The sequence below is a fragment of the Micromonospora kangleipakensis genome, from assembly GCF_004217615.1.
In the GTDB taxonomy this organism is placed as follows: Bacteria; Actinomycetota; Actinomycetes; order Mycobacteriales; family Micromonosporaceae; genus Micromonospora; species Micromonospora kangleipakensis.
This window is the reverse complement of the sequence record NZ_SHLD01000001.1, coordinates 5,019,290-5,037,017: the sequence shown is the minus strand read 5'-3', so window position 1 is coordinate 5,037,017 and position 17,728 is coordinate 5,019,290. Positions and strand designations below refer to the sequence as shown.

The following is a 17,728-nucleotide window of genomic DNA, read 5'->3' as shown; positions in this document are numbered from 1 at the left end:
AGGTAAGCCTTACCTGTGCAGAAACGTCTCCGTCTCACCCTGACCGTGGCCCTGGCCGGGCTCCTCTCCCTGACCGCGTGCGGTGGTCCCGAGGGCGATCCCGGCAAGCCGGGCGACAAGCGGCTGACCATCTACAGCGGCCGCAGCGAGGCCCTGGTGAAGCCGGTGCTGGAGAAGTTCGAGAAGTCCACCGGCATCAGCGTGGACGTCCGCTACGGCAGCACCGCCCAGATGGCCGCCCAGCTGCTGGAGGAGGGGGAGCGCAGCCCCGCGGACGCGTTCTTCGCCCAGGACGCCGGCGCGCTCGGCGCGGTCGGCAAGGGCGGCCTCCTCGCCACCCTCCCCGGCGAGCTGCTCGACCGGGTGCCGGCCGCTTACCGGGACGCCGACGGGGAGTGGGTGGGCGTCAGCGGCCGGTCCCGCGTGCTGGCCTACAACGCCGACCAGGTCGACGCCGCCCAGTTGCCCAAGAGCGTCTTCGAGCTGACCGACCCGCGGTGGAAGGGCCGGATCGGGGTCGCCCCCACCAACGGCTCCTTCCAGGCCTTCGTCACCGCCCTGCGGGTGCAGCACGGCGACGCCCGGGCGCGCGAGTTCCTCACCGGGCTCAAGGCCAACCAGCCGCAGATCCGCGAGGGGAACGTGCAGATCGTCTCCGACATCGACGCCGGCACGGTCGCGGTCGGCCTGGTCAACCACTACTACGTGTACGAACTGGCCAAGGAGCGCGGTGGCAACCCCGACGCGCTCAAGGCCAGGCTGCACTTCTTCCCTGACGGCGACACCGGCGGACTGGTCAACGCGGCCGGCATCGGCCTGCTCAAGCGCTCCGGCGGGGACCCGGACGCCCGGGCGCTGGTCGACTACCTGCTCGGCGCCGAGGCGCAGACCTACTTCGCCACCGAGACCTTCGAGTACCCGCTGACCGCCGGGGTCCCCGCCGCCCCGGGCCTGCCGCAGCTCGCCACCCTCGACGCGCCGAAGATCGACCTCAACGACCTGGACACCCTCGACGCCACCGTCGCGATGATCAAGGAAGCGGGGCTGGCCTGAGCGGCGTCCTGGCCGGTGACCGGCGGGCGAAGGCCCGCCGGTCGCCGCGCCGCACCGTACCCCGGCCGGCGCTGACCGCCGCCTCCGCCGCCGCGGTCGCGGTCGCCCTGCTGCCCCTGGTCTACCTCGCCGTCCGGGCCGCCGAGGCCGGCGTCGACCGGATCCTCGCCGAGCTGCTGACCGCCCGGGTCGCCGTGCTGGCCGGGCGTAGCCTCGCCCTCGCGGCCGTGGTCACCGCGGCCTGCACCGCGCTCGGCGTCGGCATCGCCCTGCTGGTGACCCGCACCGACCTGCCCGGCCGACGGACCTTCGGCGTCCTCGCCGCGCTGCCCCTGGCCGTCCCCACCTACGTCGCCGGGTTCGCCTGGACCGCCACCGTGGACGGCTTCGAGGGCTTCTGGGCGGCCGCCCTGCTGCTGACGGTCTGCTCCTACCCGTACGTCCTGCTGCCCGCCGTCGCCGCGCTGAACCGGACCGACCCCGGGCAGGAGGAGGTGTCCCGCTCCCTCGGCCGGGGACCGTGGCGCACCCTGTTCGGGGTGACCCTGCGGCAGATCCGCCCCGCCGTGGCCGCCGGGGCGCTGCTGGTCGCCCTCTACGTTCTCTCCGACTTCGGCGCAGTCTCCATCGTCCGGGTGGACACCTTCACCCGGGCCATCTTCACCGCCTTCAACCTCGGGTTCGACCGCACCGGCGCGCTCGTGCTCTCCACCGTCCTGGTCGCCCTCACCGTCCTGCTCATCGGGGCGGAGCTGGGCACCCGCACCCGCGACGCCCGGTACGCCGGCAACCCCGTCCGGCCCCCGGTACGCCTGGCGTTGGCCCGCTGGCGTGGACCCGCGCTGCTCGCCCTGCTCGCCGTGTACGCGCTCGCCCTCGGCGTGCCCGCCGCGGGGCTGGCCCGCTGGCTCGCCGCCGGAGTGTCCCGCCCCGGCTCCCTCGCCGAGGTGGCCACCGCGGCCGGCGCCTCGCTGTCGGTCTCCCTCGCGGGCGCGGCGCTGACCATGCTCCTCGCCCTGCCGCTGGGGCTGCTCGCCGCCCGGGCCCCCGGCCCGGTCGCCACCGTTCTGGACCGGCTCACCTACGTCGCCCACGCCCTGCCCGGCGTGGTGATCGGACTGTCCCTGGTCTTCTTCGCGGTGAACGTCGCGTACCCGCTCTACCAGAGCGTCTGGCTGCTGGCCCTGGCGTACGCGACGCTCTTCCTGCCGCTGGCCGTCGGCGCGGTGGCCGCCGCGGCGGCGCAGAGCCCGCCGAGCGTGGAGGAGGCCGCCCGGTCCCTGGGCCGCGGCCCGTTCACCGTGTTCCGCACGGTAACCCTGCCGCTGACCCTGCCCGGGATCGGCGCGGGGGCCGCCCTGACGTTCCTCACCTGCATGAAGGAACTGCCCGCCACCCTGCTGCTGCGCCCCACCGGCATGGACACCCTCGCCACCGAGCTGTGGACGCACACCTCGACGGCCGCGTACGCCGCCGCCGCCCCGTACGCGGCGATCCTCGTCGCCCTCGCCGCCGTCCCGACCTGGCTGCTCGCCGCCCGCACCGGCCTGGTCGACCCCGCACCCCCCGGAGGCCCCCGATGACCGAGAGCATGCTGACGGTCGCCGACGCGGCCAGGTCGTACGGGTCGGTGCCGGCCCTGGCCGGCGTGGACCTGACGGTGGCCACGGGCGACCTGCTGGCCGTGCTCGGCCCGTCGGGCTGCGGCAAGACGACCCTGCTGCGCTGCGTCGCCGGGTTCGAACGCCTCGACCGGGGCGCCGTCACCGTCGCCGGGCGGCCGGTGGCCGGCCCGGGCGGGCACGTCCCGCCGCACCGTCGCCGGGTCGCCGTGGTGCCGCAGGACGGAGCGCTCTTCCCGCACCTCTCCGTTGCCGACAACGTCGGCTACGGCCTGGACCGGGCGGCCCGTCGCGGTGGCCGGATCGAGGAGGTGCTGGCCCTGGTCGGGCTCGCCGGCTACGGCGGGCGGATGCCGCACCAGCTCTCCGGCGGCCAGCAGCAGCGGGTCGCGGTGGCCCGGGCCCTCGCGCCCCGGCCGCCGCTGGTGCTGCTCGACGAGCCGTTCAGCGCGCTCGACGCCCAGCTCCGCGCCGAGCTGCGCGCCGACGTACGCCGGGCGCTGCGGGCCGACGGTGCCACCGCCGTGCTGGTCACCCACGACCAGGCCGAGGCGCTGTCCATGGCCGACGCCGTCGCGGTGATGGACGCCGGCCGCATCGTGCAGCACGGCACCCCGGCCGAGGTGTACCGGGACCCGGCCACCCCCTGGGTGGCCCGCTTCGTTGGAGAGGCGGTGCTGTTGCCCGCCACCGTCGACGACGACGTCGCGGTCACCCCGCTCGGCCGGCTGCCGCTGCGCGGACCGGCGGTCGGCGGCGCGGCAACTGTCCTCATCCGCCCCGAGCAGCTCCGGCTGGCGCCGACCGGCGGCTCCGTCGCGACGGTCGTCCGGCAGGACTTCCACGGGCACGACGCGCTGACCACGCTGCGCCTGGCCGACGGCACGCTGCTCACCGCGCGGACCCTCGACGAGGGCGCCGGACTCAGCGCCGGGGCGCAGGTCGCGGTGACGGTGCGGGGACAGGTCCGCGCGTACGCCGGATCGGCCTGACGCCCCGGCCGCTGCGCGGTCCGGGGGAGCGGGCAGGATCTCGGCATGGACGGCGACGTGGGCGACTACCTGGGCGAGCTGGTCGACCGGGCGCGCGACGTGCTCGGCGACAACCTGGTCGGCGCGTACGCGGCGGGGTCGGTCGGCCTGGACGCCTACCAACCGGGACGCAGCGACGTCGACGTGGCGCTGGTCGTCGCCCACGCGCTGGACGGGTCGACCAAGCGCACGCTGGTGGACCGGCTGCGGCATGAGGCGCTGCCCTGCCCGGCGCGCGGCCTCGAACTGGTCGTCTACCGGCGCGACGTGGCCGGATCCGGCACCCCGGAGCCGGGCTTCGAGGTCGAGCTGAACACCGGCCCGGCGATGCCGTTCCGCGCCACGTACGCCCCGACTGACCGGCCCGCCGCGGACGGACGCTTCTGGTACGCCCTCGACCGCAGCATCCTGCACCAGTCCGGGCTGGCCCTGCTCGGCCCGCCCGCCGGGGACGTCTTCGCCGACCTCGCCCCGGCCGACCTGCGCCGCCTGCTGACCGAGGCCCTGGCCTGGTGGCTCGCGCTGCCCATCCCCGCCGGAGACGGGCCGGCGCCCGGCGCGGAGGATGCCGTGCTGGGCGCGTGTCGCTCGTTGGTGAAGGCCCGCGACGGCGTCTGGCTCTCCAAGGTGGACGCCGGTTACCGGCTGATGGAGCGGGGCGAGCACGTGGAGCTGATCGCACGCTCCATCGCCGCCCGCCGGGGCGAACCGCCGCCGAGCGGTCCCGAGGCGCGCGCCTTCCAGCGGCAGGTCCTCGCCGAGGTCGCGGGGACGCATTGACGGAGGTGACAGTCCTACTGTAAACAAGGTGTACTGAACGAGTCGGGGAGGTTCCCATGCGACGCTCGGTACTCCTGGCCGCGATCCTGCTCACGCTGACGTCGACCACCCCGGCCGTCGCCGCGCCGCCACCCCGTCCGGCCGCCGCGAGCCTAGCCGCCGCCACCCCGGTCCAGATCTACGGCGCCTGGCACTGCGGCAACGACTACTGCACCTGGCGGACCGTCCGTACCGTGGCCGAGTTCGACAGCCAGAATCACTGGCTCGTCGACCGGGGCGACGGCCGCCCCTCCGTCAACCTGGTGGTGCTCAGCTTCGTGAACCCGCTCGCGCTGCTGCACCAGACCACCGACGCGACCACGCTCGACGGCGTACCGCGGGGCATCACGTCGGAGATCGTCAGCTACTTCACCTCCCACGGCATCCGGGTGATGCTCTCCATCGGCGGCATCACCTACACCGACGACTGGGACGCCGCGCTCGCCGAGAACCCCGCCCTGCTCGGCCAGCGGGCCGCCGCCGTCGCCACCCGGCTCGGCGTCGGCATCGAGATCGACTACGAGCAGAACAGCGATCCGAACCTCGCCGGCCTGCAGTCCTTCATCGACGCCTACCGGGCCGTCCACCCGTACGACGCCACCGGCGCCCGGCCGCAGGCACGGCTCACCATCGACGTGGCCGCCGGCGATCGGTGGCTGATCGACCTCAACCGCCGGGCGACCGCCGACTGGCTGCGCACCGACGCCCCGGTCCTCGACTACGCCAACGCCATGGTGGCCGCCCGGCCCGCCTCGGCCAGCAACTCGCAGGCGAGCTGGCAGGAGCACGTCGACGGCAAGCCGCAGTACAACCCGCCCGTGCCGCCGCTCGCCCCGGCCAAGTTCACCGGCGGCGTCTACATCGCCTACGGCGGCAAGCCGCTGCCCGAGTGCGTCGACTACATCAACTCCGTTCAGCGGGCCGCCGCGCCGTACGTGCAGACCGTCACGCCCAACGGGGCGGGCACCTCTGCCGGCATGCTGGGGTACATGTTCTGGGCCGCCGAACGGCCGTCGACCCGGGGCATCGGGACCGTGCCGCCGAACACCTGCGAGGGCGGCGTCGGTGCCGGGGCGACCGCCCTGACCGTCCCGGTGCCGATGCCCGCGCTGCGCCAGACTTGACCCCGCTCAACGGCGTCGGGTAACGGATCGGCGCAGGCAAGGGGGCGTTGATGCCGGTGCGCCGAGCGACCTAGGCTGTGCCGAACCCACTAGACACAGAGGAGCGTCGGTGACGGACACGCCTCGGACCGCCACGCCACGTGCGGACGCGCTGGACACCAGCGTCGCGCACTCAGCCCGCCTGTGGAACTATCTGCTCGGCGGCAAGGACAACTTCGCCGCCGACCGGCAGGCCGCCGAACAGGTCCTCGCCTTCATGCCGGAACTCGTCCAGTCGGCCCGGTTCAACCGCGAGTTCCTCGGCCGGGCGGTCCGCCACCTCGCCGGTGCGGCTGGCATCCGGCAGTTCCTCGACATCGGCACCGGGCTGCCGACCGCGAACAAGACCCACGAGGTCGCCCAGGCCACCGCGCCGGAGTCCCGGGTGGTCTACGTGGACAACGACCCGATGGTGCTCGTGCACGCCCGGCCCTGCTGACCAGCAGCCCGCAGGGCGCCACCGACTACATCGACGCGGACCTGCGCGACCCGGAGCGGATCCTGGCGGAGGCCCGCCGCACGTTGGACTTCAGCCAGCCGATCGGCATCATGCTGCTCGGCATCATGAACTTCCTCGTCGACGACGGCGAGGCCGTACGCATCGTGCGGCGGCTGGTCGACGCCGTGCCCGCCGGCAGCTACCTGGTCGTGTCCCACCCGACCAGGGAGGTCAACCCGGAGGCGGTCGACCGGGCGCTGGCGATGTGGAACGACGGCGGCTCCGCGCAGATGACCGTCCGGTCCCCGGTGGAGATCGCCCGCTTCTTCGACGGTCTCGAACTTCTCGAACCCGGACTGGTTACCTGCTCCCGGTGGCGTCCGGGCGGCAACGACACGACCCCGACCTCCGAGTACTGCGCGGTGGCGCGGAAGAGCGCGTGAGGCGGCCCGGCCGCCCGGCGCCGTGCCGGGCGGCCGGGTCAGCGGTGGATCAGTAGACCGTCACGCCGTACTTGTTGGCGGCCTCGGGGACGGGCTGGTAGAACGTCGTGCCACCGGACTGGCAGTTGCCGCTGCCGCCGGAGGTGATGCCGAGCGCCTTGGTGCCGTCGTAGAGCGGGCCGCCGGAATCGCCGGGCTCGGCGCAGACGGTGGTCTGGATCATGCCCTTGACGGTGCCGCTGCCGACGTAGCGGACCGTGACGTTGAGGGCGGTCACCGTGCCGCTGTGGGTGCCCGTGGTCGACCCGGTGCGCTTCACCGCCTCGCCGACGAACGCGTTGGCGGCGGTGTAGCCGCCGGGGTGAGTCAGCGAGGTGTTGTCGTACCGGACCAGCGCGTAGTCGTTGCCCGGGAAGCTGGAGCCGATGGTCGGGCCGATGAGGGTGGTGTGGCTGGAGTTGGTGTACCAGGTGTTGGCCACGTCGCCGCAGTGCCCGGCGGTCAGGAAGTAGTAGGTGCTGCCCTTGACCACGTTGAAGCCGAGCGAGCAGCGGTAGCCGCCGCCGTAGATGGCGTCGCCGGCGGAGAGCAGCGGGCGGAAGGTTCCGCGCGCCCGGTCGATCCGGATCGCCCCGGAGTTGCTGCCGGCGCTCTTCCGGATCGTGGCCATTTCGGCGGCGGAGACGGTCTCGTCGGCGGTCACCACGACCCGGCCGGACTCCACGCGCCAGGCGATGCCGTCGACGCCGGAGGCCGCGACGGCCTGGTCGACCTGGGCGAGCTGGCTGGCGCTCCAGCTCGGCGCCGCGGCCGAGGCGGCGCCCGGCACGGTGAACGCGCCGGCGGCGACCAGGCCGACGGTGGCGGCGAGCAGCGGGGTGAGCCGGCCGGGGGTGTGTCGGATTCTCACGGTCTCCTCCTTGGAGGCGGCGGGCGACCGGTGCGGGCGGGGCCCATGAGGCGTCGCCGGGCCCAGGGTCGGGGATTGACCTCGGCGAACGTGATAGCGGCGAGTATCTATCACGGTCAATTCAACCGCAAGGGGCGAGCCGCCGACGGCCGGCTCGCCGCTAGGGTGTCAACGGGGGAGGTGCGCCATGACGATGCAGATGACCAGGGCCTCGCGCCGTCTCGTCCGGGACACGGAGAGGCCCGACCGGTGAGCCGAGCCGTCGACCTCGAACCCGACCTCGCCGCGCTCGACGCGGCGTTCCCGGGCGCCGTGGCGACCCGGGCGGCGGACCGGCTGCGGCTGGCCCACGACGCGTCGCACTACCTGCTGCATCCCCGCGCGGTGGTCACCCCGGCCGACGCCGAGCAGGTCGCCGCCCTGCTGCGACACAGCCGTCGCAGCGGTACGCCGCTGACCTTCCGCTCCGGCGGGACCAGCCTCAGCGGGCAGGCGGTCACCGACCAGCTCCTCGTCGACACCCGACGGCACTTCCGCGAGCTGACCGTCCTCGACGACGGCCGACGGGTCCGGGTGCAGCCCGGGGTCGTGCTGCGCCAGGTCAACAACCGGCTCGCCCCGTACGGCCGCAAGCTCGGCCCCGACCCGGCCAGCGAGTCCGCCTGCACGGTCGGCGGCGTCGTCGCCAACAACTCCAGCGGGATGACCTGCGGCACCGAGTTCAACACCTACCGGACGCTGGAGTCGCTGCTGCTGGTGCTGCCCAGCGGGTCCGTCCTGGACACCGGCGCCCCGGACGCGGACGAGCGGCTGCGGACGACCGAGCCGGAGCTGCACGCCGGCCTGCTGCGGCTGCGCGACCGGGTCCGTGGCAATCCCGACTCGGTCCGCCGCGTCCGCGCCCAGTACGCCATGAAGAACACCATGGGCTACGGGGTGAACGCCTTCCTAGACCACGACTCGCCCAGCGACCTGCTGACCCGGCTCGTCGTCGGCAGCGAGGGCACGCTCGCCTTCGTCGCGGCGGCGACGTTCCGCACCGTACCGGTGCACCGGCACGCCGCGACCGGCCTGCTGGTCTTCGACACCCTGGCCCGGGCGATGGCCGCGATGCCGGCGCTGGTCGCCGCGGGGCCGGCGGCGGTCGAGCTGCTCGACGCCGCCGCGCTGCGCGTCGCCCAGCTCGACCCGCGGGCGGACGCCGCGCTGCGCGGCCTGGCCGTCCGGGAGCACGCCGCGCTGCTGGTCGAGTGGCAGGAGGCCGATCCCGACGCGCTCGCCGACCGGGTGGCCGCGGCCCGGCCCGTGCTCGCCGGCCTGCCGCTCTCCGCCCCGGCCCGGCTCAGCGGCGAGGCGGCGGCCCGGGCGGCGCTCTGGCACATCCGCAAGGGCCTGTACGCGGCCGTCGCCGGGGCCCGGCCCTCCGGCACCACCGCCCTGCTGGAGGACATCGCCGTACCGGTGGCCGCCCTCGCCGACACCTGCGCCGAACTCGCCGACCTCTTCGCCCGGCACCGCTACGAGCAGAGCGTCATCTTCGGCCACGCCAAGGACGGCAACCTGCACTTCATGCTCAACGAGCGGTTCTCCGGCGGCGAGGCGCCGGAGCGGTACGCGGCGTTCACCGAGGAGATGGTGGACGCCGTCCTCGCCCACGGCGGCACCCTGAAGGCCGAGCACGGCACCGGCCGGGTGATGGCGCCGTACGTCCGTCGCCAGTTCGGCGACGAGCTCTACGAGGTCATGCGCGAGCTGAAGACGCTCTGCGACCCCGACGGCGTGCTCAACCCCGGCGTGCTGCTCAGCGACGACCCTGACCTCCACCTGCGGCACCTGAAGACCGTGCCGACCGTCGAGCCCGAGGTGGACCGCTGCGTCGAGTGCGGCTACTGCGAGCCGGTCTGCCCCAGCCGGGACCTCACCACCACGCCCCGGCAGCGCATCGTGCTGCGCCGGGAGATCGCCGCCGCGCAGGCCGACGGCGACCTGCGGCTGGCCCGCGAACTCCAGGCCGACTACGACTACGACGCGGTCGACACCTGTGCCGTCGACGGCATGTGCGCCACCGCCTGCCCGGTCCTGATCAACACCGGTGACCTGGTGAAGCGGCTGCGCGCCGAGCGCAACGGGAGCCTCGCCCAGGCCGGCTGGCGGGGCGCCGCCGCCCGCTGGGGCACCGCCACCCGGGGCATGGCCCGTGGCCTGGACCTGGCCGGCAGCCTGCCGCCCGCGCTGCCCGAGACGGCCACCCGGGCCGCCCGGGCCGTCCTCGGCCCCGAGCGGGTCCCGCAGTGGCGGCGCGACCTGCCCCGGGGCGGCGAGGTCCGGCGCGCCCACCCGGTCGACGACCCGGACGCGGTCTTCGTCCCGTCCTGCCTGGGCACCCTCTTCGCCCCGGCCGAGGGCGGCCCGGGCGTGGCCGCCGCGCTGCTCACCCTCGCCGACCGCGCCGGGGTCCGCCTGCTCGTCCCCGACGGGATCGCCGCCGTCTGCTGCGGCACGCCCTGGTCCTCCAAGGGCCTCACCGACGGCTACCAGGCCGTCCGCGACCGGGTGTCGCCCGCGCTCCGGGCGGCCAGCCGCGGCGGGACGCTGCCCGTGGTCAGCGACGCCGCGTCCTGCACGGAGGGCTTCGCGAAGCTGGTCGCCGACGGCGGCGACACCGTCGGGGTGGTCGACGCCGTCGCCTACGCGGCGACCGAGCTGCTGCCCCGGCTGACCGTCCGGCGCCGGCTCGCCTCCCTCGCCCTGCACCCGACCTGCTCGTCCACCCGGCTGGGTCTCGACGAGGCGCTGCTCACCGTGGCCCGGGCGGTCGCCGACGAGGTGGTGGTGCCCGACGGCTGGCAGTGCTGCGGCTTCGCCGGCGACCGGGGCCTGCTGCACCCGGAGCTGACCGCCGCCGCCACCCGCGCGGAGGCCCGCGCGGTGTCGGAGCGGCACTTCGAGGGGTACGCCTCGGTCAACCGCACCTGCGAGATCGGGATGGCCCGGGCGACCGGCCAGCCCTACCGTCACCTCCTCGAACTCCTCGAGGAGGCGACCCGCTGACGGGTGTCGCCCGCTCGGCGGCTCAGAGCGGCCGGCTCAGCTCTTCGATGATCTCGGCCGCCGGGGCGGCCCGCGCGGCGCGGTAACCGGTGCCGGCCCAGAGGTGCACCCGGTCGGCGTCACCGGCCGCGGCGGCGGCTCGCCGCAGCGGCCGGGTCAGGTGGTGCAGCGCCGGGTAGCCCAGCGGGGCGTCCGCCTCGTACCGGTCGATGAAGTCGTTGCGCAGCCCGCGCGCCGGCCGTCCGGTGAAGGCCCGGGTGACCACGGTCCGGTCGCGCCGCGGGTCGACCAGCGCCTCCCGGTGGGTACGGTTCGCGCCGCTCTCGTCGGCGCGGAGCAGGAGCGTGCCGACCAGGACGGCGGTCGCGCCGGCGGTGAGCGCCGCCCGGACGTCCGCGCCCCCGCCCACGCCGCCCGCCGCGAGGACGGGCAGGCCGGTGCGGGCGCGGACCAGGCCGACGAGCTCGGCCAGCGGCCGGACCGGCGCGGGGGAGTCCGGGGTGAAGGTGCCGTAGTGGCCGCCGGCGTGCCCGCTCTGGCCGACCAGCCCGTCCACCCCGAGGTCCGCCGCGGCCGCCGCCTCCGCCGGGTCGGTGACCGTGACCAGCACCCGGCTTCCGGCCCGTTGCAAGTCGCGGAGCACCGCCGCGGGCGGCAGTCCGAAGGTGAAGCTGACCACCGGCACCGGGTCGTGGACCAGCAGCGCGATCTTCTCCGCCCAGTGGTCGTCGTCCTCGGTCCGCGGGGCCGCCGCCAGGTCGAGCCCGTACGGCCGGCCCTCGTCGGCGATGCGGGCCGCGTAGCGGCGGAACTCGGCCTCGTCGACGGGCACCGGCGTCGGCACGAAGACGTTGACGCCGAAGGGCAGGCCGGTGGCCCGCGCCGCGGCGATCTCCGCCGCCACCGTCTCCGTCGGCTGGTAGCCGGCCGCCAGGAAGGCGAACGCGCCGCAGGACCCCACCGCCGCGACTAGCCGGGGGGTGGTGGGTCCGCCCGCCATCGGCGCGGCGACCACCGGCAGGTCCACCCCGAGAAGCGCTCTCCGCTCGGTCTCCACCGACCCAGTCTGCCAACCCCGGTCCGCCGGCGCGGTGCGGGTACCGGTCCCGGGTGGCGGATCTCCGGCGCCGACGGGATCGCCGGTCTATGTTGCAGGGGACGACGGTGCCCCCGGTGGCGGCCGAGGGCCGGCGGCGCCGGGCAGGCCGTGACGCGGAGGTGAGGGACGGATGTCCGCAGATACGCCGCCGACGCGACCGCTCGCCGGGCGGGTCGCGGTGGTGACGGGTGCGGCCCGGGGCATCGGACGAGCCGCCGCCGTCGCCCTGGCCGGGGCTGGGGCCGACGTGGTCGGCATCGACGCCGCCGGCCCGGTCAGCGCCATCCTCGACTACCCGCCGGCCACGGCGGAGGACCTCGCCGAGACCGGCCGGCTGGTGACCGGGGCCGGTGGGCGGTGGCGGGGGGACGTCGCCGACCAGCGGGACATCGCCGCCCTCCGGTCGGCGGCGGCCGTCGCCGAGCAGGCCTGGGGTGGGGTGGACATCGTCTTCGCCAACGCCGGCATCCAGGCGTTCAAGCCGCTGCTGGAGATGGCCGACGCCGACTGGCACGACCAGATCGACGTCAACCTGACCGGTACGGCGAACGTGCTGCGCGCGTTCGCCCCGCTGCTGGTCCGGCGCGGCGGAGGGCGGATCATCGTCACCTCCTCCACCCAGGGCCAGCACGGCACGAAGTCCGGCGCGGCGTACTCCGCGTCGAAGTGGGGGATCATCGGGCTGATGAAGTCCGCCGCCCTGGAGCTGGGCGGGCACGGGATCACGGTGAACGCGGTGATCCCCGGCCTCGTCGACACCGTGCTCACCCGTCACGAGGACCGCTACGCCCAGGCGATCAGCGAGGGCGGGCGTACGCCCACCGGGGACGTCGGTGCGGACGAGCGGACCGCGGTGGAGCTGCTGCGTGCGAAGACCCCGCTGGGTGTCCCGTGGGTGCAGCCGTCGGACGTCGCGCCGCTGGTGGTGTTCCTCGCCTCGGACCAGGCGCGCATGGTCAGCGGCACCTCGTTCGCCGCGACCGGCGGCGACAGCGCCCACGTCACCGCCTGACCGGCCGGCTCGCGGGAGGGCGGGTCGGGAAGGTAAGTGCGCCGACGTGAAGCGGGTGCGGGGCGTGATGCGGGCCGAGGCGGGTGTTTCCGCCCGCCTCGGCGTCATAACCGGTGCGTCACCGTTTCGCCTGCTGCTTCGCGGCCTGCGGCTCCATGCCCTTGCCGACCTTGTTGAGTGCCTTGCGTAGCTCGCCCTCGGTCATCTTGGAGTTGCCTTCGATGCCCTTTTGATGGGCCTGCTGACGCAGCTCGTGCAGTTGCTCCCGACCAGACATGGTCACCTCCGTCGTACTCGATCCGGAGCCCCACGCTTACCCGCGACGGCGGCGAACCAACGCCCGGCGGCGGCGGAGCCGGCCGGATCACCCGGCGACCGTGGCCAGGTAGCGGTCGGCGGCCTCCGGTGTCATGAACCAGTCCGGGAAGTCGTTCGGGTCGCTGAAGCCGTTGGCGAAGCGGCGGGCGATCGTCGGGTTCCCCGCGGCGGCCCTCAGGATCTGCTGCACGTCCGGCGGCAGCGGCTGCAGCATCGCGTTGGTCCAGGCGGTTACCGCCGGCCCGGTGCCGGCCCAGAACCGCTCGAAGGTCTGCCCCATCCACTCCCGCTCGAACGGCCGGTCACCGCGCTCCAGAATGGACCCTCAGGTAGGTCTGGACTGAGCGGGCAGGTGGGCCCCCTCTCAATGAGAGGGGGCCCACCGCCTGCAGAGGAGGGGTCAGTCGGGCGCGCCCACCGTCGAGGGCAGGATGGTCACGTCGTCCTTGTTGACGAACATGATCCGGTGGCCGAACTGGATCTGCACGTACTGCATCTTGCCGCGGATCACGGTCCAGTCACCCGGGAACGTGCCGGCGAAGGTGTAGGCCTTGTAGAACTCGCTCGGCGCGACCAGGCCGACCGCGTACCGCTGCCCGGCGGACAGCGTGTACTGCAGCGGCCGGAGGGTCTGGTACGGCACGCCGGCCGGGTAGGCCGCCTCCTCCGGATAGGCCCGCCCGTACACCGGGATCGTCGCCTTGCCCGGCTTGGGCGTCACCACGAAGCCGGTCGCCCACTTGGCCACCGGTGCGGAGCCCGGGTTGTAGAACCACGCCTTCTGGCCGAGGTACCAGATCGCCGTCCAGTCACCCTGCCGGTCCGCGACGGCGTACGTCTGGCCCGCGGACGCCCGGGCGCCGTGGTCGGAGGCCTCCATGGTGGACGGGGAACCGTCCTCGTGCAGGCCGACGTCCTTGACCAGCGGCGCGTCCTGGCTGGGCGCGCTGTGCAGGATCACCGACGACGACCCGCGCAGCGGGCAGGGTTCGCTGGTCGGGTTGCCGTTCTCGTCCAGCTGGCAGCCCCAGAACGCCGGGTGGTTGCTGGCGAAGTCCGGATCCATGGTGACCAGCCCGGTCGTCGGCGTGCCAGTGCTGTGGAACGGCGCCTTGAGCAGGTCGAAGTAGTGCGACCAGTCCCAGTACGGGCCCGGATCCCAGTGCATGCCCCGGACCGTCGTCGGGATGGTGCCCGGCACGTTGTCATGGCCGATGATGTGCTGGCGGTCCAGCGGAATGTCGAACTTCTTCGCGAGGTAGCCCACGAGCTTCGCGGACGTGCGGTACATGGTCTCGGTGTACCAGGTGCCCTGACGGGCGAAGCCCTCGTGCTCGATGCCGATGGACTTGGCGTTGATGTACCAGTTGCCGGCCTGCCAGGCGACGTCCTTGGTCTTGACGTGCTGCGCGGTGTGGCCGTCGCTCGAGCGCATCGTGTAGTGCCAGCTCACGTACGCCGGATCCTGCACCAGTTCCAGCGTCCTGGCGTAGGTCTCCTCGGTGTCGTGGATGACGATGTATTCGATCTTCTGCCGGGCCGGCCGGTCGGACAGGTCGTGGTTGCCGTAGTACTCCGGGTCCGTTCCGTCGCCGAGCAGTTGGTACGGCGCCGGGATCCACTGGCAGGCCAGCTCCGTCGGGCATTCCACGCCGTCGGCGCGGGCCACCTTGCGCAGGCCGAGCTTGTCGAGCCAGGACTTCTGCGGCGTCACGTCGCGTGCGGCGAGGGTGACGCGTTGCCCGTCGTCGGTCGTCCGTGCCGCGCCGGTCCGGATCGTCGCGTACACCTCGTTGGCGAAGGTCGCCGCGGAGTCGGTGCTGTCGGAGCCGGAATACCGGGCCACCGCGCCGTACCAGGCGGCGGGGTCGGTGCCGCCGCCGACCGGGGCACCGATCTGCTTCTGGTACGACGCCAGCAGGGCGGCGCCCCCACGGATGTTGGCCGCCGGGTCGGACCTGAGCGCCTCCTTCCCGCTGCCGGTGACCGCCGCGGCGGCATCCAGGGTCTGCAGCGCGGCCTCGGCCGGCGGGTTGACCGCGGGTTCCGCGGCGTGGATCGGGGCTCGCGAGTCGTCGCCGCGCGGGTCCTCCTGCGGACCGTAGTGGCCGGGCTCGCCCAAGCTGTTGACGTACGTCGCGTCGGTGAGGTGCATCGGGCCGTACCCCGCGCTGGTGCTGGGGGTGCCGGCGTTGGTGTCCCAGCGGGACTCCAGGTACGAGACCGCGAGCAGGACGGACTCGGGGACGCCGTACTCGGCGGCGGCTGCGGCGTACTGCTGCTGTCGTGTGTCGGGCGTCGGGTTCGCCGCGGGCGCGGGGCCGACCGGCACGAGCGTCGCGGCGCCGACCAGCGCGGTGGTGAGCAGGAACCGCCTGCCCATCGGGGCTCTTGATCGGGGCATGGAACCTCCGTCCAGGGGATGACTCAGTGGTCACCCTCGCCCCGGCGGGCCATCATGTCAATAGGTTCCGATCAGCCGCATCACGGCGGAAGAAACCTTCAGGATGGGCCGCCGCCCGGCCAGGTCGCTGACCGGATGGCGGCCCACCGAGGCCCGGCTGTGCGGACCTCAGCCGGCGGCGACCGTGGCCAGGTAGCGCTCGGCGGCGTCCGGCGTCATGAACCAGTCCGGGAAGTCGTTCGGGTCGCTGAAGCCGTTGGCGAAGCGCCGGGCGATCGTCGGGTTCCCCGCGGCGGCTCCCAGGATCTGCTGCACGTGCGGCGGCAGCGGCTGCAGCATCGCGTTGGTCCAGCCGGTGACCGCCTGCCCGGTGCCCGCCCAGAACCGCTCGAAGGTCTGCCCCATCCACTCCCGGTCGAACGGCCGGCCACCGCGCTCCAGAATGGACCCCAGGTAGGAGTGGGCGCACTTGGCGGCGGTGTTGCTGCCCTGGCCGGTGATCGGGTCGTTGGCGACCACCACGTCCGCCATTCCGAGCACGAGCCCACCGGAGGGCAGCTCCGCCACGGGGTGGCGCACCGTCGGGGTGTACCGGCCGGACAGGGTGGCCCGCCCGTCGGTCAGCTCCACGTCGAGGCACCGGTCGTAGATCCATGGCGTGTAGCGGCGGGTCAGGTCGAGGGTCAGCTTGAGGTGCTCGGCCGGGTCCCGCCGCTCGGTCCACAGATCGAGCGGCCCGCCGGGCACCGCCTCCCAGAACAGGATCTCGCACGGCCCCGACAGGGTCAGGGCGGGGATGACGAACAGCTCACCCAGGCCCGGCACGGCGTTGAAGCTGACGTGCGGCGCCGGCAGCAGCGGGTCCGGGGTCATCCCGTGCACGTAGGCGACGGCCAGACCCCGCTGCGGGGCGGTGTGTACCGAGCGCTGCGGGTCCCGGTCGAAGACGCCCACCAGGTCGCCCTTGCCGGCGGCGACGACGGTCAGGTCGTACCGGCCGAGCCGGGTCAGCCCGTCCAGGTCGGCGGTGGTCACCCCCTGGTAGTGCACCGTCCCGCCGCGCTGCTCGAACAGCTCCAGCCAGGTCGCCATCTTCAGCCGCTGGTCGGTGCTCTGCGCCGGCTCGTCCAGCGGGCAGGGGATCCGCAGCGCCCGCTCACCGGGCGGGGCGGACAACGACACGTGCAGGCCGTCGATCCGGGGCGCCTGGTCCTGCCACAGGTCCAGTCCGTACCGGCGCTCGGTGCGCAGCGCGGCGTCGAACATCGCCTGGGTGCTCATCACCCAGCCGCGGCGGATCTCGTCCGGCGTGCGGGCGGACATGACGGTGACGTCGTAGCCCTCGGCGAGCAGGCTCAGGCCGAGCTGCAGTCCGGACTGGCCGGCCCCGACGATCAGGATCTTGCGCATGGGTTCCTCCAGGTTGGGCTATCGGGCCGCGAGCGCGCCCGCGGCGGGTCGGGCGGTGCGGGCCATCGTGTGTTCCACCACCGCCAGCAGCGCCCGGGCCACCGAGGACGCGTCGCGGACGTCGCAGGCGATCAGTGGTACGCCGGCGGGCAGCGCGAGCGCGTCGCGGACGTCCTCCAGCGGGTGGTGCAGCACCCCGTCGAACAGGTTCACGCAGACCACGAAGGGCACGCCGCTGTCCTGCTCGAAGTAGTTGACCGCCGGGAACGACGCCGCGAGATTCCGGGTGTCGGCGAGCACCAGCGCGCCGACCGCGCCCCGGCACAGGTCGTCCCACATCGGCCAGAAGCGGGGTTGGCCGGGCGTGCCGAACAGGTACAGCACGAGGTCGGCGCCGATGGTCAGCCGGCCGAAGTCCATCGCCACGGTGGTGGTGGTCTTGTCGATCCCGGGGTCGAGCCGGTCGACCGGTTCGCTGGCCGCGGTCATCCAGGCCTCGGTGTTGATCGGCGGGATCTCCGAGATGGACCGGACGCAGGTCGTCTTGCCGACGCCGAAACCACCGGCGATGACGATCTTCGCCGACGTCAGCAGCGGATTCTCAGGCAAGTCGGCGGAGGCCATCGCGCAGTCTCTCCAGGAGGCGGAAGTCGAGGGTGTAGGTGTCGGCGTGGATCGTCACGCGGTCGGTGGCGGCGAGGTCGTCGACGACCACCCGGGTCACCCCCAGCGACATCCCGCACACCGCGGAGAGTTCGGCGACCGACCGGGCCCGGCGGGCGTGCTCGTACAGGGACCGGGCCTCCGGCAGCAGGCCCGAGGCGAAGACGGCGTCGTAGTACGGCACCGACACCAGGGTGTGCACCAGCAGCGGTTGCCGGGTGCGGGTACGACCGGCGGTCAGCACGTACGGCCGCACCTTCCAGTACGTCATCGGCATGATCAGCCTCCTCG

General features: G+C 73.9%; 15 protein-coding genes and 1 pseudogene. 8 read left to right on the top strand and 8 right to left on the bottom strand.

Annotated elements, in window-relative coordinates:
* Positions 1 to 15 precede the first annotated feature (15 nt).
* From EV384_RS24265 to EV384_RS24240, 6 genes and pseudogenes are all read left to right on the top strand, one after another.
* Complete coding sequence (locus EV384_RS24265) at positions 16 to 1,053, top strand: iron ABC transporter substrate-binding protein (RefSeq protein WP_130336777.1); 1,038 nt, start codon at positions 16 to 18, stop codon at positions 1,051 to 1,053.
* A 71-nt stretch (positions 1,054 to 1,124) separates the two neighbouring features.
* Positions 1,125 to 2,636 carry an ABC transporter permease gene (locus EV384_RS24260; RefSeq protein ID WP_242624521.1) on the top strand — a complete coding sequence of 504 codons (1,512 nt, stop codon included), beginning with the start codon at positions 1,125 to 1,127 and terminating at the stop codon, positions 2,634 to 2,636.
* On the top strand, positions 2,633 to 3,667 hold the full coding sequence (locus tag EV384_RS24255; RefSeq protein ID WP_242624258.1) for an ABC transporter ATP-binding protein: 1,035 nt from the start codon (positions 2,633 to 2,635) through the stop codon (positions 3,665 to 3,667). Before EV384_RS24260 ends, EV384_RS24255 begins: the two co-directional genes overlap by 4 nt.
* A gap of 45 nt (positions 3,668 to 3,712) precedes the next feature.
* Positions 3,713 to 4,486 (top strand): nucleotidyltransferase domain-containing protein, encoded by a 774-nt coding sequence (locus tag EV384_RS24250; RefSeq protein ID WP_130336773.1) that lies wholly within the window; start codon positions 3,713 to 3,715, stop codon positions 4,484 to 4,486.
* A gap of 56 nt (positions 4,487 to 4,542) precedes the next feature.
* The gene (locus EV384_RS24245) at positions 4,543 to 5,649 is read left to right on the top strand and encodes a glycoside hydrolase family 18 protein (protein WP_242624257.1); all 1,107 of its coding nucleotides are present in this window, start codon (positions 4,543 to 4,545) and stop codon (positions 5,647 to 5,649) included.
* 109 nt (positions 5,650 to 5,758) lie between these two features.
* A pseudogene (locus EV384_RS24240) lies at positions 5,759 to 6,570 on the top strand (SAM-dependent methyltransferase).
* Between the two features lie 49 nt (positions 6,571 to 6,619).
* Here the strand turns inward: EV384_RS24240 and EV384_RS24235 are convergent.
* Positions 6,620 to 7,480: a S1 family peptidase gene (locus EV384_RS24235; protein ID WP_130336771.1), complete on the bottom strand. Its 861-nt coding sequence runs from the start codon at positions 7,478 to 7,480 to the stop codon at positions 6,620 to 6,622.
* 249 nt (positions 7,481 to 7,729) lie between these two features.
* Between EV384_RS24235 and EV384_RS24230 the strand changes: the two genes are divergently transcribed.
* A complete protein-coding gene (locus EV384_RS24230) occupies positions 7,730 to 10,531 on the top strand; it encodes an FAD-binding and (Fe-S)-binding domain-containing protein (RefSeq protein WP_130336769.1) in 2,802 nt (933 codons plus the stop codon).
* Between the two features lie 22 nt (positions 10,532 to 10,553).
* Here the strand turns inward: EV384_RS24230 and EV384_RS24225 are convergent, their stop codons facing one another.
* Complete coding sequence (locus tag EV384_RS24225) at positions 10,554 to 11,588, bottom strand: nitronate monooxygenase (protein WP_242624256.1); 1,035 nt, start codon at positions 11,586 to 11,588, stop codon at positions 10,554 to 10,556.
* A 172-nt stretch (positions 11,589 to 11,760) separates the two neighbouring features.
* Here EV384_RS24225 and EV384_RS24220 point away from each other — a divergent pair, with 172 nt between their 5' ends.
* Positions 11,761 to 12,642: an SDR family NAD(P)-dependent oxidoreductase gene (locus EV384_RS24220; protein ID WP_130336767.1), complete on the top strand. Its 882-nt coding sequence runs from the start codon at positions 11,761 to 11,763 to the stop codon at positions 12,640 to 12,642.
* A 118-nt stretch (positions 12,643 to 12,760) separates the two neighbouring features.
* On the opposite strand, the gene EV384_RS35065 is transcribed toward EV384_RS24220, so the two are convergent.
* The 6 genes from EV384_RS35065 to EV384_RS24195 form a co-directional block, all read right to left on the bottom strand.
* Positions 12,761 to 12,919, bottom strand: coding sequence for a hypothetical protein (locus EV384_RS35065; RefSeq protein ID WP_165440060.1), 159 nt, complete (start codon positions 12,917 to 12,919; stop codon positions 12,761 to 12,763).
* An 87-nt stretch (positions 12,920 to 13,006) separates the two neighbouring features.
* On the bottom strand, positions 13,007 to 13,240 hold the full coding sequence (locus EV384_RS24215) for a hypothetical protein (protein WP_130336765.1): 234 nt from the start codon (positions 13,238 to 13,240) through the stop codon (positions 13,007 to 13,009).
* Positions 13,241 to 13,360: 120 nt separating this feature from the next.
* Positions 13,361 to 15,343: an N-acetylmuramoyl-L-alanine amidase gene (locus tag EV384_RS24210; RefSeq protein WP_242624255.1), complete on the bottom strand. Its 1,983-nt coding sequence runs from the start codon at positions 15,341 to 15,343 to the stop codon at positions 13,361 to 13,363.
* 189 nt (positions 15,344 to 15,532) lie between these two features.
* A complete protein-coding gene (locus EV384_RS24205) occupies positions 15,533 to 16,774 on the bottom strand; it encodes a styrene monooxygenase/indole monooxygenase family protein (RefSeq protein WP_130336761.1) in 1,242 nt (413 codons plus the stop codon).
* 18 nt (positions 16,775 to 16,792) lie between these two features.
* Positions 16,793 to 17,398 carry a GTP-binding protein gene (locus EV384_RS24200; protein ID WP_207232446.1) on the bottom strand — a complete coding sequence of 202 codons (606 nt, stop codon included), beginning with the start codon at positions 17,396 to 17,398 and terminating at the stop codon, positions 16,793 to 16,795.
* Positions 17,376 to 17,714 (bottom strand): DUF742 domain-containing protein, encoded by a 339-nt coding sequence (locus EV384_RS24195; RefSeq protein ID WP_207232445.1) that lies wholly within the window; start codon positions 17,712 to 17,714, stop codon positions 17,376 to 17,378. Before EV384_RS24195 ends, EV384_RS24200 begins: the two co-directional genes overlap by 23 nt.
* Between the last annotated feature and the right edge of the window lie 14 nt (positions 17,715 to 17,728).